Below are 15,586 nucleotides of genomic sequence, written 5' to 3' on the forward strand. Positions count from 1 at the left end.
GCAACAGCCGCGCTGTTATCTGGCAGCAGCTCCGTTCTTGATCTCGGGCGGCTCGACGTAGCGGAACCTTCTCGTGCGGTCGCGGTCGCGCGGATCCGGGCGCGGAATGGCCGACAGAAGTGCCTGCGTATAAGGGTGATCCGGCGCGTTGCAGACTTTTTCGGCGTCTCCCACCTCAACAAGCTTGCCGCGATACATCACTCCGACGCGGTCGCACATGTATCTGATGACGCCGATGTCATGGCTGATGAAGATGTAAGCCAGGCCAAGTTCGTCCTGCAGCCGCATGAGCAGGTCCAGCACCTGGAAACGCACCGAAACATCGAGCGCCGATGTCGCCTCATCCGCAACGATGATGCGCGGCCGGAGCGTGATGGCGCGGGCGATACCGATGCGCTGGCGCTGGCCGCCGGAAAAGGCGTGTGGGTAACGCTCACGTCCGGCCGGGTCCAGACCCACCTGCTCCATCAGGGCGCAGACGCGCTCATCCAGTTCCTTGCCTTTCGCAATGCCGTTGACCAGCAGCGGCTCGCCGATGACCTGTGCCACCGTCATGCGCGGATTGAGCGAACCGAACGGATCCTGAAAAACCATGCGCAACTCACGCCGCGCCGCTTTCAGCTCCGCACCTTCGATTTTGGCGAGATCGACCACCGTGCCATCCGCCCGGCGATAGCGCATCTCGCCCCCGGTCGGATCGTAGAGGCGCATGATCGAGCGGCCCATGGTGGTCTTGCCGGAGCCGCTTTCGCCGACGATGCCGAGCGTTTCGCCCGGAAGCAGCTTGATCGACACGCCATCCAGCGCCTTCATCTCACCGAAGTGCATCGAGAGGTCGTTCACTTCCAGGATAGGCGCCGCGGCAAGATCGAGCGGCGGGCGGGCAAGCCGGATTTCCGCCTTCTGCTCCAGCTTCAGAACCGAGCCGATCAGCATACGCGTATAGGGGTCTTGCGGATTGTGGAATATTTCATCGACTGTGCCATATTCCTTGGCGACGCCGTGATGCATGACCAGCACGTCATCGGCAATCTGCGCCACCACGCCCATGTCGTGGGTGATAAACAGCACCGCCATGCCATGCGCCTTTTGCAGCCGCGATATCAGGTCGAGGATTTCGGCCTGCGTCGTGACGTCCAGCGCGGTTGTCGGTTCGTCGGCGATCAACAGTTGCGGTTTGCAGGCCAGCGCCATGGCGATCATGGCGCGCTGGCGCATGCCGCCGGAATATTGGAAGGCATAACGATCCAGCGCCTTTTCGGGGTTAGGAATTTCCACCTGTCGCAGCAGCTCGATGGCTTCCGCCCGTGCCTGCGCCTTGCTCATCTTCAAGTGCAGCCGCAGAACTTCGGTGATCTGATCACCGACGGTATGCACCGGCGACAGCGACGACATCGGCTCTTGAAAAATCATTGCGATGTCTGCGCCGCGCACCGAGCGGATGGCCCGGCTGCGCGGATCGAGCTTTGCGAGATCCAGCGACGTGCCGTCGGCACGGTTGAGGATGATCGACCCGGAAGCGATGTAACCGGGGCTGTCGATGATCTGCAGGATCGAGCGGGCGGTGACGGATTTGCCGGAACCGCTTTCGCCCACAACGCAGAGCGTCTTGCCGGGATCGATGGAAAAAGACAGATCGTTTACCGCGCGGAAAATGCCGTTTCGCACGGGAAATTCGGTGACCAGATTGCGGACGTCAAGCAGCGGTCGGTCTGGCTTCATGGAGAGAATATCGCTCATCCGGGGCCTCACTTGTTATAGGGGTCGGCTGCGTCACGCAGACCGTCACCGAGCAGATTGAGCGCCATGACGGCAACGACAACAGCCACGCCGGGCAGGAACAGCCACGGCGCGGTTGCGATCGAGCGAATATTCTGCGCCTCGCGAAGCAGAACGCCCCAGGAAATGGTCGGCGGCTGGAGGCCAAGACCGAGGAAGGACAGCGAGGTTTCCGCAAGGATCATCGCCGGAACCGCAAGCGTGACCGAGGCGATGATGTGGCTCGAAAAACTCGGCAGCATATGGCGGAAAATGATGCGCCCTTCCGGCACGCCATCCAGCCGGGCTGCCGCCACGAACTCTTCCGTCCTCAGTGAAAGGAACCTGCCGCGCACGACGCGGGCAAGCTGCGCCCAGCCGGTCAAGGACAGGATGATGGTGATCATCATATATTGCAGCGTTGCCGGCCAACCCTGCGGCAGGGCAGCGGCAAGCGCCAGCCAGATGGGAATGGTCGGCAGCGACAAAACGAAGTCGATGACGCGCTGCATGACAAAATCGATGCGGCCTCCGTAATAACCGGAGATACCGCCCAGAACGACACCGAGAAGCAGCGAGAAAAACACGCCGACGAGACCGATGGACAGCGAAATTTGCGAGCCCTGTATTACCCGGCTGAAAACATCACGGCCAAGGCGATCCGCGCCGAAAAGGAAGAGCGGTCGGGTCTTGTCGGTCGAGGCCAGCAGATGGATATCCGTGGTGAACAGGCCAAGCACCGAATATTCGTAGCCGCGACCGAATAGCTGGATCGGGATTTTCTTGGCCGTATCTTCGACGAACACCGCCGCCAGCGTTTCAGGATCGCGCGTCAGCTTCAGCGGATAATAGTGCAGACCAAGAGAGAGGCCGTCCGTCGTATCGATGAAATGCACACGTTGCGGCGGATGGAAGGTGGCGCGCGCATTCTGCAGAACCGGATCGTTGATGGCGAAGAAACCTGGCAAAAGCGCGACGATATACATTGCGATGGTGACGAACAGGGCGGCCATGGCCAGCCTGTGGCGCTTGAACGCCCACCAGATCAGTTGCCATTGCGAGGCGACGGCAGCGCGGTCCGGCCGAGTATTGGTGGTGATGGCGATATCGCTCATGGCGCCCTCCTATTCGAGACGGATGCGCGGATCGACCAGCGCAAGAAGGATGTCGCTGATGAGTGATCCGATCAACGTCAATCCGCAGATCAAAAGCACAAAAGCGCCGGCGAGATACATGTCCTGCGCCATCAGCGACTGCAAAAGCAGCGGCGCGGCCGTCGGCAGATTGAGCACGATAGCAACCACAACCGAGCCTGAAATGAGATTGGGCAACAGCCATGCAATCGTGGAAATGAATGGGTTGAGCGCAATTCTCAAAGGATATTTCGTCAGCAGCCGAAACTCGGACAATCCCTTTGCGCGCGCGGTGGTCACGTAGGGTTTGGGTAATTCGTCCAGCATGTTTGCGCGCATGACGCGGATGAGGCTTGCCGTGGAGGACACCGCGAGGATCGCAACTGGTAGCCAGATGTGGGCCATCAGATCCATCATCTTGGCGATGCTCCACGAGGCAGTCTCGTACTCCGCCGAAAACAGCCCTCCGACATCGGCCCCAAATTCCACCGCCGCGACATACATCAGCACCAGCGCCAGAAGGAATGACGGTATGGAAAGGCCGAAAAAGGAGAAGGCGGTAAAAAGATAATCGCCGATCGAATATTTGCGCACGGCGGAGAAGACGCCGATCGGAAGTGCGATGGCCCAGGTTGCGAGAAGGCTTGCTATGGCCAGAACCAGCGTCAGCGCCATGCGCTCCCAGATGAGGCCGGAAACGGGCTGCTGCCATTCGAACGAGATGCCAAAATCGCCGCGACTGATGATGCCCCATATCCATTTGAGATATTGCACGATCATCGGGTCATCGAGGCCGAAGCGCTCTCGCAGTTGCGCCGCCGTACTGTGGTCTATGACTTCGTTGGACGCAGCAAGCGTGGCGATGTAAGTCGTCACGTAGTCACCGGGTGGTAGCTGGATCAGTACAAAGGCAAGAAAACTGACGGCGAACAGGGACGGTATCATCCACAGCAGGCGTTTTACGATAAATAGCAGCATGACGTTCTCGCAATCACGTTTTACCACACGCGCCGCCATCCACTACGAGACGGCTTGCGGGTGGTCGAAGCAACCTGAGAGGCGCCGCCGCATTGATGAAGCGGCGCCCATGTGGCGGTGTCAGCTTGTGAAGGTGAACTGTTGCGGCAACGCCGGGCCGGGGTTGGGCCATGACCAGCTGTCGGGTTCTTTCTCCGGCACGTTGCGAAGGTTGTTGCGGATGATACCGAAACCACCAACGGCAAGGCAAAGACCGATCGTCTCGAACTCGTCGGCCGCGATATCGAAGATTTCCTTCATCTTCTCGCCTCGCTTGACAAGGTCGGCCGTCGAACGCGCTTCATCGAACAGTTTGAAGCGCTTCTTCTGGCTTTCCGGCGGCTCTTCCCCCTTCTGCCCGTTGGATGTGTACCAAAGCGCCCACGGAATGGCGTAGCGCGACCCCTGCGGGTGGAACGCGAAGAAGTCACGCGGGTCGAGCATCGGATCGAGACCGCCCGGACCCGGCCAGACCGCCGCATCATGGGCGTTATCATCGCCGCGTGTGTAGTACAGCGCGCGTTCGATGGTGTTGACCTTGATATCGACGCCGATTTGCGCCCACTGCGCCTTCACGAGTTCCAGCGCATCGACCAGATCGGGATAGAGTGTCGGGATCACATCGATCGAGAAGAAAATCGGCTGGCCGTCGGGCCGGAGCCGCATGCCGTTGCCGTTCTTCTTGTCGTAGCCGGCCTTGTCGAGAAGATCGTTCGCCTTGGCGACATCGTATTCGGTGTTCTGACGCGCCAGCTTTTCGTGATACCAGGGATGTGTCGGGCGCGGCCCGGCCTGATAGCCCTCGCTCTGGCCGAAATAGACGATGTCGATGATTTCCTGGCGGTTGAGCGCGATGGACAGCGCCTGACGGAACGACTTGTCGCCGAACATCTTGCGCATCTCAGGGTCTTTGTGGGTGATGTTGAGGTAGATCTGGCACTGCTGCGCAGCCGATGGCACCAGCGTCAACAGACGGTAATCGCCCTTTTTCATGTTCTGCGACAGCGTCGGCTTGTTGGCGAGAACGCTGATATGGCGTTCCTGAATGTCGATCTTGCCGGAGATGACGTTCAGCATCAACGATTCGACATCCTGCGAAATGCCGAAATTGACTTCGTTGATATAGGGAAGCTGGTTGCCTTCCGTATCGACCTGCCAGAAGTAAGGATTGCGTGTCATGACCACACGGGTCGCGCCGCCGGAATAGGGTTCCTTGACCACCCACGGGTCGAGCGTCGGCTTGTCGACATTCGACCAGCGCGACGGAATTTCGATGTCGCCACACTTGGCGCGGAACAGTTCCGTCCAGCTGGACACGCCAGCCGCCTTGACGTCGGCATCGAGCGCCGTGTTGTATTTCGGCAGGAACTTGCTGCAATAATGCTTGGCAAACAGCGTCGGATGCTGGCCGAGCGGCGTGGCGAGGTTTTCCAGATAGAGCGCGTTTGGCGCTGCGAATTTGAACCTGACCGTGAAATCATCAACTTTCTCGACATCGACCGCCTTACCGGCGACGGAGAGCTGCGCCGGGGTAGCGCTGTAAAGCTCCTTGTTCTTGATGCAGTCCTCGATGGCGAACACCACGTCATCTGCGGTAAAGGGATGTCCATCAGACCATTTCGCGCCCTGCAACAGGTGGAAGGTGAACTGCGAGGCGTCGTCATTGACCTCCCATTTCTCGGCAAGGTTGGGCAGAACTTCGGTGAAGTCCATGTTCCAGCGCACCAGCCCCTGGTTGCCGACCATGCGCAGGATGCCGTTATGGTCCGACGAACCGCGCAGGCCGCGGCGCAATGTGCCGCCATAGGTGCCGATCTTTTCATGCGGCGTTACCACCATCGGATTTTTTGGTAGACGTTCCGCCAACGGCGGCAGTTTGCCGTCTTTTACCAGGGCTGCCAGTTCCGGCGCTTCCTTGCCGGCAGCAGCCAGGGCCGAGCTCCCGATGACGGACACGGCGGCGACGCCGCCAAGCCCAGCCATAAAGGTTCGGCGCGTCACGCCCAGTGAAAATTTATCGCCATCGCGCATCGACTATCCTCCCAAAAAATCACCGGCAGCGAGACAGCTTTCACCGAACCGCAACAGCCTCCCGGCCAGCCAGCACACCGATCCTCCACCGGCAGGGCAGACCATATGGGCGTTTTCAGATGATTACAAGTATTGACAGATTTTTACATATTTTTTATTCGTAGACCTGTCTTCAGGATCAGGTTTGAGGAAAGAACCGGCACGACAGTAACCACGTTCACGAAAACCCCGGTATTTCTGTTGCGATTGAAATGCAGGAAACCCATTAACTTCAGCGATTTGCAACGGAAGGGCTGCTGATGGACAATCAAACCGCATCCGCCGCCGCTCGAGGCGAGACTCGCTTGAGCGACATCATCTACGAAAAGATCATCGGAATGATTTCTGATGGGCGGTTTCCCGTGAACGAGCGGTTGCCGTCGGAGCAAAATCTGGCTTCCCTGTTCGGGGCTTCCCGGCCTGTGGTGCGCGAAGCGCTGGAGCGGCTGCGCAACGACGGGCTTATCGTTTCGCAGAAAGGTTCCGGCTCCTATGTGCGCCAGCAGCCGGATTCATCCGTGTTGCAGCAGGTTCCTGTCGGCTCGCTTGCCGATGTGCAGCGTTTCTTCGAGTTCCGGTCCGGCCTTGAGTCTGCAGCCGCCGAACTTGCAGCACGCAGTTGGCAGGCTGCCGACAAAGCCCGCATCGAACAGGCCATTACCGCGCTGGAACAGTGTCTTGCGCGCAACGATCTTGGCGCGGAGGAGGACTTTGCCCTGCACGAAGCCATTGCTAAAGCGAGCCATAACCAGTTCCACATCACCGTGCGGATATGGTTCAAGCCGCATTTCGCGATCGGCCAGTCGGTGACACGCAGCCTCAGCCTCAAGCGTACGCCGCAACATGTGCGCGAGGTACAGAACGAACATACGGCAATCGTGGAAGCGATTTTTGCGCGCCAGGAACAGGCCGCGCATGACGCAATGAAAGATCACATCCTGAAGGCCCGTGCCCGCATGTTTCAGGGCGTCGGCAGCTAGAACCGTTTTTTCAACATTTCAAAAGGCGAGCCATACAGGACAAGGGAAAATAATCAGTGATCCAGCCACGCATCATAGAGCCGAAACTCCGCTCTCTCATCGACACGCCGTTGAAGGTCGGCGAATCACCGGCATGGGATGAGCGTACAGGGAATCTGTGGTTCGTCGACATTCTCGCCCCCGCCATTTTCTGCCTGCATCCGGGCGGCAAACTCGAAAGATACGAAATGCCCGCCCAGGTGGGATGCCTCGGTCTTTGCGACAATGGCCTTGTTGTGGCGGGCCTCAAGACGGGTGTGCACCTTCTAGACCCCGCAAACGGCGCGCTCGAACTGCTGTGCGATCCGGACGAAGGACGAGCAGACAGCCGTCTCAACGACGGCAAGGTCGGCCCCGATGGCCATTTCTGGGTGGGAACCCGCGACGAGGCTGCCGTGCCGACAGGAAATGCCCGCCTCTATCGTATCGCGCCGGATGGCGGCGTCGAGCTTGTCATCAATGGCGATATGTTCACATCGAACGGGCTTGCCTGGAGTCTGGACGGAACGCGCATGTATCATTCCGATAGCAGCGGTCTGATGTATCAGGCGTTCGATTTCGATGTCGCGACGGGCAGGCTCGGTCCAGCCGAGCGCCTGCACGATTTCGCACCCGACGAAGGCAGGCCTGATGGCGCGGCGACCGATTGCGAAGGCTGTTACTGGAGCGCCGGCGTTCAGGCCGGGCGTCTCAACCGCTTTTCGCCGGAGGGCGAACTGTTTGAGATATACAGGTTGCCGTTCAAAGGGCCGACCATGCCATGTTTCGGCGGCCCGGACCTCAAAACGATCTATCTGACGAGTCTTGTGACCGAGACGAACGGAACAACCACCCCAGGTACGCTTGTTGCGTTTGATGTGCCTGTCGCGGGCGTAGTCGTTCACAAATTTTCTATCTGAAGATGCCCTTTGATTTTTAAGGAAACCAGTTGATGACGACATTCGATTTCCGCCAGGCTCTGCACGGTATTTCCGGCGTCCCCGTAACGGCTTACGAGACAGACGGGGAAGTCGATATAGCTGTCACCATCGAAGCCTATGCCCGTGTAGCAAAGGCGGGCATCCACAATATCGTTGCTGCGGGCAATACCGGCGAGTTTTACGCGTTGACGCCCGCTGAAATTTTCAAGGTCTACGAAGCTGCGATTGAAGGGGTGAACGGGCAAGCCCCGGTTACTGCAGCGATTGGACGCTCACAGCGGGAGGCCCTGTCCATGGCGCGTCGGGCCAGGGAGATGGGCGCGTCTGCGGTCATGTCCCACCAGCCGGTTGACCCGTTCGCAGCGCCGCAATCACAGATCGACTATTTTATCGGCCTGGCTGAAGGCAGCGAATTGCCTCTCGTAGCCTATGTCCGCGCCGACGGGTTCTCGGTCAATGACATGGTCAGACTATCGAGCCATCCGAATGTCGCAGGCATAAAGTTCGCGACGACGGATATTATGCTTCTGTCGCGTGCGATCGCCGCTTCCGATCCTGAAGGCTCACTTTACGTGTGTGGACTGGCAGAAAGCTGGGCTCCCGCCTTCTGCGCCGTCGGAGCCCGCGGTTTCACATCCGGTCTCGTCAATGTCGCACCGCAATTTTCCCTGCAAGTTCATGATGCACTGACGGCCGGCGATTTCTCGACCGCACGTAAGATCGTTGAAAAGATCGAGTTGTTCGAACGGCTTCGGACACGATACCGGAACGGCGCCAATGTGACTGTGGTAAAGGAAGCGATGCAGATACAGGGCCTTGCGGTTGGACCAGTTCGAGCACCAGGACTCGCCCGTCTGGACGACGAGGATCGTGCAACACTTGAAGGTCTGCTTGCCAGCTGGCAATGACAGAAGCCTCATTCCCGACTGTGGAGACACACTACGATGCCGATGATGGCACCCAACCCATCTGCGGAATTATGCGCCTAACCGGCTCGGTTTCGATGAACAAACAATGCCTCACGCCCAGATGACCATTGTGGTTATCTGGACCAGGGGTTGATCACTTTCACCCCGGCAGCCTCGAAAGGGCTTGTATCGCGAGTTGAGATCGTGAGGCCATTTGCAGCCGCTGTGGCTGCAATGTAGCCATCGGCCGTGCCGATCGCTTTCCCAGACGCTCGAGCGCGTGCCATCAGTTCAGAGTAGAACTGGGAAGTAGTCAGATCGAAGGACAGGATGCGGCCGGAAAAGTGTGGCAGCACCTCGCCCTCGAGACGGTCGCGGAGGATAGTTTGCCGTCTGCCTGAAGGCATAACAGCAATTCCGAAGCGCAGTTCCGCAATCGTTATTGCGGAGATGAACAGCGTTTCGACAGCTTGGGCGTCCAACCAGGCAATCACCGCCTCGTCCGGAACCGGTTTCCAAGGTTCAGATATGACGTTGGTGTCAAGCAAGATCATTCGAAGGTCATCGGCTTAGCAGGTGTCTTGTCGCGACTTTTCTGAAGAGCTTCAACGTCGCTGTTGGAAAGCTCGGCGTCGCGACCAATGGCCGCGAGCAAGGAACCGAGCTGAATACGTTCCGGAGGACGAACAGCCGCTTCAATAATGGCACGAATCTCGGCCTCCGTGCTCCGGCCATGATGAGCCGCTCGCACCCTCAGAGCGCGATGTGTTTCTTCAGAAAGGTTACGAATGGTGACTGCCGGCATTGATATCATCCTTAAAAAAATGATCTCTTTGATATCAAAGTACCAAGAATGATGCTAAAATTCAAGAGTGTTGAGTTTCAGCAGGATTTGACCCGTTTTTTCATTTCGCGGCCGAAAATCCGTCGAGGATACCGCAACCACGAGCTATCGTCTTATCGGGAAGATCTATGCACACCTCGCGAGAATGATTGTCGAGCGGGCGGGGTTTTCAGCGAGACATGAGCATGACCCGAAATTTTCCATACTGGCCATTTCCAAATGGCCAATTTCCAAGAAAACAGTGCTTCCCCCGGTGAGGCTGGCTATCGCGCATGCTGTCCGTGTGATCGAGATTGGACGTGTCTGATGTTGCCCTAGGGGTCTTCCGCGTCCATATAGTTCTAATGACGCATGATTCGAAAATATTCGTAGGTCTTCGATCCGCTCGCAAACGCTCGCCATCGGCCAGCCAAGCCACAGGCCCAAAATGCCAATGGGACGGGTGTGAAAAGAGCGGTACTCACCGCGCGCCGGTGGGATCGGGTGCAGAAGGTCTTTACCTCTTATTCTGCCTTGAGCATGTGACTGACTACAACAAGGGTTATAGTTTTACGACGCCACCCTCCAATGCCGACGTCGCCCGTTACCAGAAAGAAGCGACGACGGGTGCGCGCCCGACCTGGGGAAAGAGGGTGAGCGCGGCGACTGAAACTCCGTTACCGTCTTCAGTTCGTTCAGGCTCGGCAAAAACGCTGAATGCTCGCAAAGCCGATCGGCAAGGGCAAACGTGGATCGGCGCCCAACAGAGAAAGCTCAAGGTACTGGAAGCCAAAGCTTTCGAAACACTCGGCCTTTCTTCCCAGGCGACATCCCAAGAAATCAAGAGCCGCTATAAGGAGAGGCTCAAAATGCACCATCCCGACGCCAATGACGGAGACCGCAACTCTGAGGATGCACTTCGAAGCTCGATCGAAGCGTATCGAATCCTTAAATTGAACGGTTTTTGCTAAAGCCTGTTTAAAAGGGGTTACGATCCCTGCCTTGAAGGGATCAGAACCACTGACCCGTTCCAACGCATAGATGAGATGATCACTCGGACCTCAATCCAAGCCAAAATTTCTCAAATACATTCAAGGAGCATCTTCGTCATTCGCCCAGCAGCTACGCGCAGACACGTGCTCCTTTGCGCGAGGTTGCGCTGAGCAATGGGCCCTCGGCGTGATTTGTATTTTTCGCTATTCGACCGCAAAAGCGAAGACACCGGATGGCCTATTGGACAAACTCTGCCTTGAGGAGAATCGCCGTCATCGCCACTTAGACGGCCGAAAGACACGGGGATACCGATGTCCATGTTGTCACCACGCAACCGTGCGACACTTTGATTACCAATATTCAGTCCCTCAGAACGGTGAGGCTCCATCAGTTTTGGTGGAGCGCGCGTCGATGCTTCCCCGCAAGGCCACCGAGCCTGTCGGTGGTTGGGACTTCGGCTTTTGTCTCGGCACGCCGGGTGCTTGAGGGCCAACTCTCGGTCCCCGATCATTTATCCAGAAAGATGGCTTTCTTTCATCCTTAGCGTTACAACGACGCCGCCCTCTACCCAGTTATAGTCGATTGATCCACCCAGTTGTCCAGAGACTGTCCTGTGCAACATCTTACTGCCGTAACCGTCTGACGATCTGGGCGACTGGGCAGGGTCGCCTCCGTGTTCGCTCCAGACGATCTCGACCTCGTCTTCGATTACAGAACCGGATATGTCGAGCAATCCCGCATTATTCGACAAGGCACCATATTTGAGCGAATTCGTTGCCAACTCGTGTATCACGAGTGCCAGGCTGGTTGCGGCCTTCTCTCCTAATCCCATCCGCGGCACAGCAACGCGAATGCGACCTGCAAAAGCTCCGACGTCGTCGTAAGGGGCAAGCAGCACAGCAAAGAGGTCACCGAGCAATGCCGATCTCCCCTGGCCATCGGGGAGCGGGCGCACCAGTTCGTGGGCCCTGCCAAGGGCCGTCAATCGCTCAGTCAACTGCTTTGCCATTTCCTCTTTTGTCTCGGTCGTCCGCGAGGTGATATTTGTTAATCCAGAGGCCAGGGCCAGAATATTCTTGACGCGATGGCTCATCTCGCCGGCGAGGAGTTCATGCCCTTCCTCCGCCTGCTTGCGGCCCGTGACGTCAAGAAAGATGCCTGTCATTTTTTCGGTTGCAGCGTCTCCCTCGTTGCCCTGGCCCCGAGCGGAAATCCAACGAACGTCGGAGGCGTTCGTGAGAATGCGGAAATCAATTTCAAACGGGCCGTCGATGGCGCGGGTTGCGACGAACGCCGCCCTGACGCGGTCTCGGTCAGCGGGATGCACCTTGGCGGAAAGATGCTCGAAAGTGAGGTCTACCTCGCCGCAAATGTCCCAGAGTTCGTAAGCCTTGGCATCCATCACAAACGTGTCGTCATCAACGATCCAGGCCCAGAGCGCGACCCCGGCCGACTGGATAGCACGCCTGAGCTCGGCTGTACTCCATTCAGGTTGTGATGTGCCTTTGCTCAATTTCAAATTTCTCCCACCCCATACAAAAGCTGGTATCGATCTAGAACTAGCTGGCCAGCGAAGCGTTATCAATGTTCTACGTAGGATGTGCTTTATTGGGATGGAAGTGGAATGGCATTAATTTCGGACCGGTATCGGGACATATTTGTTGGCGATGGAGAGATGGCGCAAATGATGCGGCGCCATGATTGGGCGGATAGTACACTTGGTTGTCCGGACGAGTGGCCCGAAGCGCTGAAGGTCGCAATTCGGCTGTTGCTCACCTCAAAATTTGAAATGTGGCTTGGCTGGGGTCCAGACATCGCCTTTTTCTATAACGACGCCTATAGGCCGACCTTGGGAAATAAGCACCCCAACGCGCTTGCTGTGCCGACAAAGATATTATGGTCTGAAATCTGGAATGATATCAAAGGGCGCTTGGAAACCGTTTATTCAAGCGGAGAGGCAACCTGGGACCGCGCGTTGCTCTTGCTTCTCGAACGCGACGGGTATCCGGAAGAAACGTACCATACCTTCTCTTACAGTCCGCTGATCGGAGACAGTGGCAAGGTCGAGGGCGTCTTCTGCGCGGTCACGGAAGAAACCGAGCGGGTCATCAGTGAACGCCGCCTGGCAACCATGCGCACCCTGGCGTCTGGCCTTGCCGTGGCTGACACCGAGGTCGAAGTCTTCAACGCTTCACGCAAAGCGCTTAACGACAACCCTCAGGATCTTCCCTTCTGCGCACTTTACGTTTTTGACGAGAACGGCAATGCGATGCGCCGGTGGGTTTGCGGCACGGCTGAAGACGACACTTTATTGCCGGTAACAATAAACCGTGGTGTGGGCATCTGGAACCTTGAACGCGCCTGGCAAGAACAGGCCATGGATCTGATAAAGTTGTCGGCCACAGACGTCATCCCGTCGGGGCCCTGGCAAAGAGCGCCATCTCAGGCTGCGGTCATTCCTTTGGTCGGACAAGCCAGCGACCAACCCAAGGGGGTAATGATCACCGGGCTCAATCCGCATCGGGCGGTCAGCGACGATTATCTGGATTTCCTTAAATTGATTGCCGGCCAGATCACCTCGCGCTTGGCGAGCGCCGAAGCGTTCGAAACAGAACGTCGACGGGCAGCGGCGCTTGCGGAGGCTGCTGAGATCCGGGAAAAAGCAGCGTTGGCACTCGAGCAGCTCAATCGTCAACTCTCCTCAGAAGTGGAACTTCGGACCGCGGAGCGAGATCGGATGCGCGCCCTGTTCCAGCAAGCCCCAAGTTTCATGTGCATCCTCAGCGGGCCTGAACACACGTTCGAGCTGGTCAACGATGCCTATAATCAACTTGTCGGGCATCGCGAGCTCCTTGGCCTCAGTGTCAGAGAGGCGCTGCCCGAGATTGCCGGGCAAGGTTTCTTCGAATTGCTCGACGGTGTTTTTCGATCGGGCACGCCGTATATAGGTCGTTATGTGCCTGTTTTCCTGGAACGGGATGGCAAGGAGCAGCCGGATCAGCGCTTCGTACATTTGATCTACCAGCCAATTTTTGATCTTAACGGATCAGTGACCGGGATTTTCGTTGATGGCTTCGATGTCACGGACCAAAAGCGTGCTGAGGATCAGCTTCAGAGCCTTAACCACACCCTTGAGGAAAAAGTCGAGCAGCGCACTATTGAACTGAGAACTGCGCTTCTGAAGCTAGAGAAAGAAACTGTCGAGCGCGAAACCGCGCAGATCGCGTTGAGGCAGGCGCAAAAGATGGAAGCGCTGGGTAACCTCACAGGTGGCGTGGCGCACGACTTCAACAATCTTCTCCAGGTCGTGAGCGGCAACCTGCAGCTTCTCTCCAAAGATATCGACGGCAACAGGCGGGCAGAACAACGCCTGCATAATGCCTTGGCCGGCGTTGCCCGCGGCGCAAAGCTGGCATCGCAGCTTTTGGCCTTCGGCCGCCGTCAGCCGCTCGAGCCCAAAGTCGTCAATGTTCGAAAACTCATCCAGAATATGGACGATATGCTGCGCCGGGCACTGGGCGAAGAGATAGAACTCGAAACCGTTGTCTCCGGCGGGTTATGGAATACGCTGATCGATCCGAGTCAGCTGGAGAACGCCATCCTTAACCTGGCAATCAATTCGAGGGACGCGATGGAAGGCCGCGGACGATTGACAATCGAGACCGGAAATGCGGTTCTCGACGACAATTACGCCCGTTCGCACGACGATGTCCGTCCCGGACAATATGTACTCGTTGCAGTGACTGATACGGGGTCAGGAATATCGCCGGATATCATCGAGCATGTCCTGGAACCGTTCTTCAGCACGAAAACGGACGGGAAGGGAAGCGGCCTCGGTTTGTCGATGGTTTACGGCTTTCTTAAGCAGTCCGGCGGCCACCTCAAAATCTACAGCGAGGTCGGGCATGGGACGACCATGAAACTCTATATGCCGCGCACGGTGCAGGTCGAAGACAGCCTGAGTGATCCAGAGGCCATTGCGGTGACGGGTGGCACGGAAACTGTTCTCGTGGTGGAAGACGATGACGGCGTTAGAGAAACATCGGTGGCGCTGCTGACGGACCTTGGTTACCGCGTCCTCCAAGCGAGAGACGCACAGTCCGCATTCGCCGTCGTCAGCAGTGGCGTTCAGATCGACCTGCTGTTCACGGACGTCGTGATGCCGGGCCCGATGCGCAGCACAGATCTTGCGAGGAAGGCCAAGGCTCAGTTCCCTGGCATGGCCGTGTTATTTACCTCAGGCTACACCGAAAATTCGATCGTCCACGGCGGCCGGTTGGACGCTGGTGTCGAGTTGCTATCCAAACCCTACACGCGCGAGGCACTGGCCCGCAAAGTCCGCCACGTCCTGAACAACGCGCAGCAACACAGGATTGCCTTGCAACGGATGGAGCGCCAGGAGCCCGCGCCTGCACCCGAGCAGGAGCCGCGTGATAGCCGCCCAACGGTGTCCGCAAAACCGCATGTCCTTATCGTTGAGGATGAGCCGCTTATCCTGATGTCGACGGTCGACATGGTAGAAGAGCTAGGTCACATGGTGCATGAGGCCAACTCAGCGGAGGATGCGCTCAGCGTCCTTGAGACCAACAGGATCGACATGTTGCTGACAGATGTCGGTCTGCCCGGCATGTCCGGGATCGAACTTGCAAGACATGTAAGGGAACGCTGGCCAAACGTGCGGATCGTTTTCGCAAGCGGTGACGACAACGCCAAGACAGCCTCGGGCATTTCCGATGCGCAGCAATTATCCAAGCCTTTCAGTATCGATGGGCTGCGACAGGTGTTGGGTAAGGCCGATCGGACCTTGTGACCGCAATTTGGCTGGCATGGCTCGCGCACGGGTATAACCACGTTTGCCATCGCGCTGTTTGGCGATGGCAGCCGGCCACTTGCGCAAGGTTGAGTATCCAGTCCCACCTGCGCTATTGACCGGCGGGTCATCACG

12 protein-coding genes are annotated in these 15,586 nt (G+C 57.6%); 5 read left to right on the plus strand and 7 right to left on the minus strand.

Going from position 1 to position 15,586, the window contains the following annotated elements:
- Window positions 1–15: 15 nt before the first annotated feature.
- From ACQZ45_RS21590 to ACQZ45_RS21605, 4 genes are all read right to left on the minus strand, one after another.
- Window positions 16–1,740, minus strand: a complete 1,725-nt coding sequence (locus tag ACQZ45_RS21590) for an ABC transporter ATP-binding protein (RefSeq protein WP_019565751.1) — start codon at window positions 1,738–1,740, stop codon at window positions 16–18.
- 8 nt (window positions 1,741–1,748) lie between these two features.
- Window positions 1,749–2,873 (minus strand): ABC transporter permease, encoded by a 1,125-nt coding sequence (locus ACQZ45_RS21595; protein ID WP_025591532.1) that lies wholly within the window; start codon window positions 2,871–2,873, stop codon window positions 1,749–1,751.
- A 9-nt stretch (window positions 2,874–2,882) separates the two neighbouring features.
- The gene (locus ACQZ45_RS21600) at window positions 2,883–3,869 is read right to left on the minus strand and encodes an ABC transporter permease (RefSeq protein ID WP_448742542.1); all 987 of its coding nucleotides are present in this window, start codon (window positions 3,867–3,869) and stop codon (window positions 2,883–2,885) included.
- 120 nt (window positions 3,870–3,989) lie between these two features.
- Window positions 3,990–5,939 (minus strand): ABC transporter substrate-binding protein, encoded by a 1,950-nt coding sequence (locus ACQZ45_RS21605; protein ID WP_060643031.1) that lies wholly within the window; start codon window positions 5,937–5,939, stop codon window positions 3,990–3,992.
- A 299-nt stretch (window positions 5,940–6,238) separates the two neighbouring features.
- Between ACQZ45_RS21605 and ACQZ45_RS21610 the strand changes: the two genes are divergently transcribed.
- The 3 genes from ACQZ45_RS21610 to ACQZ45_RS21620 are packed head-to-tail and all read left to right on the plus strand — an operon-like array spanning window position 6,239 to window position 8,825.
- Window positions 6,239–6,958 (plus strand): FadR/GntR family transcriptional regulator, encoded by a 720-nt coding sequence (locus tag ACQZ45_RS21610; RefSeq protein WP_003517195.1) that lies wholly within the window; start codon window positions 6,239–6,241, stop codon window positions 6,956–6,958.
- Between the two features lie 56 nt (window positions 6,959–7,014).
- Window positions 7,015–7,896 carry an SMP-30/gluconolactonase/LRE family protein gene (locus ACQZ45_RS21615; RefSeq protein ID WP_142851304.1) on the plus strand — a complete coding sequence of 294 codons (882 nt, stop codon included), beginning with the start codon at window positions 7,015–7,017 and terminating at the stop codon, window positions 7,894–7,896.
- Between the two features lie 32 nt (window positions 7,897–7,928).
- Window positions 7,929–8,825, plus strand: a complete 897-nt coding sequence (locus ACQZ45_RS21620) for a dihydrodipicolinate synthase family protein (protein WP_142851305.1) — start codon at window positions 7,929–7,931, stop codon at window positions 8,823–8,825.
- A gap of 134 nt (window positions 8,826–8,959) precedes the next feature.
- Here ACQZ45_RS21620 and ACQZ45_RS21625 read toward each other — a convergent pair whose 3' ends face one another.
- Window positions 8,960–9,379, minus strand: coding sequence for a type II toxin-antitoxin system VapC family toxin (locus ACQZ45_RS21625; protein WP_142851306.1), 420 nt, complete (start codon window positions 9,377–9,379; stop codon window positions 8,960–8,962).
- A complete protein-coding gene (locus ACQZ45_RS21630; protein ID WP_003517203.1) occupies window positions 9,376–9,630 on the minus strand; it encodes a FitA-like ribbon-helix-helix domain-containing protein in 255 nt (84 codons plus the stop codon). The genes ACQZ45_RS21625 and ACQZ45_RS21630 overlap by 4 nt, the downstream gene beginning before the upstream one ends.
- A 383-nt stretch (window positions 9,631–10,013) precedes the next feature.
- Here ACQZ45_RS21630 and ACQZ45_RS21635 point away from each other — a divergent pair, with 383 nt between their 5' ends.
- The gene (locus tag ACQZ45_RS21635; RefSeq protein ID WP_142851357.1) at window positions 10,014–10,619 is read left to right on the plus strand and encodes a J domain-containing protein; all 606 of its coding nucleotides are present in this window, start codon (window positions 10,014–10,016) and stop codon (window positions 10,617–10,619) included.
- Between the two features lie 533 nt (window positions 10,620–11,152).
- Here ACQZ45_RS21635 and ACQZ45_RS21640 read toward each other — a convergent pair.
- Window positions 11,153–12,160 (minus strand): sensor histidine kinase, encoded by a 1,008-nt coding sequence (locus ACQZ45_RS21640; RefSeq protein WP_019565741.1) that lies wholly within the window; start codon window positions 12,158–12,160, stop codon window positions 11,153–11,155.
- 156 nt (window positions 12,161–12,316) lie between these two features.
- On the opposite strand from ACQZ45_RS21640, the gene ACQZ45_RS21645 reads away from it, so the two are divergent.
- Window positions 12,317–15,451 carry a hybrid sensor histidine kinase/response regulator gene (locus tag ACQZ45_RS21645; protein WP_142851358.1) on the plus strand — a complete coding sequence of 1,045 codons (3,135 nt, stop codon included), beginning with the start codon at window positions 12,317–12,319 and terminating at the stop codon, window positions 15,449–15,451.
- The last annotated feature ends 135 nt before the right edge of the window (window positions 15,452–15,586 follow it).

Source organism: Agrobacterium sp. 16-2014-1-2a (genome assembly GCF_053522705.1).

Coding starts and splice junctions, on each gene's coding strand:
- ACQZ45_RS21630 (WP_003517203.1), bottom strand. CDS start 9,630: ATGCCGGCAGTCACCATTCGTAACCTTTCTGAAGAAACACATCGCGCT.
- ACQZ45_RS21590 (WP_019565751.1), bottom strand. CDS start 1,740: ATGAGCGATATTCTCTCCATGAAGCCAGACCGACCGCTGCTTGACGTC.
- ACQZ45_RS21625 (WP_142851306.1), bottom strand. CDS start 9,379: ATGATCTTGCTTGACACCAACGTCATATCTGAACCTTGGAAACCGGTT.
- ACQZ45_RS21620 (WP_142851305.1), top strand. CDS start 7,929: ATGACGACATTCGATTTCCGCCAGGCTCTGCACGGTATTTCCGGCGTC.
- ACQZ45_RS21635 (WP_142851357.1), top strand. CDS start 10,014: ATGACGCATGATTCGAAAATATTCGTAGGTCTTCGATCCGCTCGCAAA.
- ACQZ45_RS21605 (WP_060643031.1), bottom strand. CDS start 5,939: ATGCGCGATGGCGATAAATTTTCACTGGGCGTGACGCGCCGAACCTTT.
- ACQZ45_RS21610 (WP_003517195.1), top strand. CDS start 6,239: ATGGACAATCAAACCGCATCCGCCGCCGCTCGAGGCGAGACTCGCTTG.
- ACQZ45_RS21600 (WP_448742542.1), bottom strand. CDS start 3,869: ATGCTGCTATTTATCGTAAAACGCCTGCTGTGGATGATACCGTCCCTG.
- ACQZ45_RS21595 (WP_025591532.1), bottom strand. CDS start 2,873: ATGAGCGATATCGCCATCACCACCAATACTCGGCCGGACCGCGCTGCC.
- ACQZ45_RS21645 (WP_142851358.1), top strand. CDS start 12,317: ATGGCGCAAATGATGCGGCGCCATGATTGGGCGGATAGTACACTTGGT.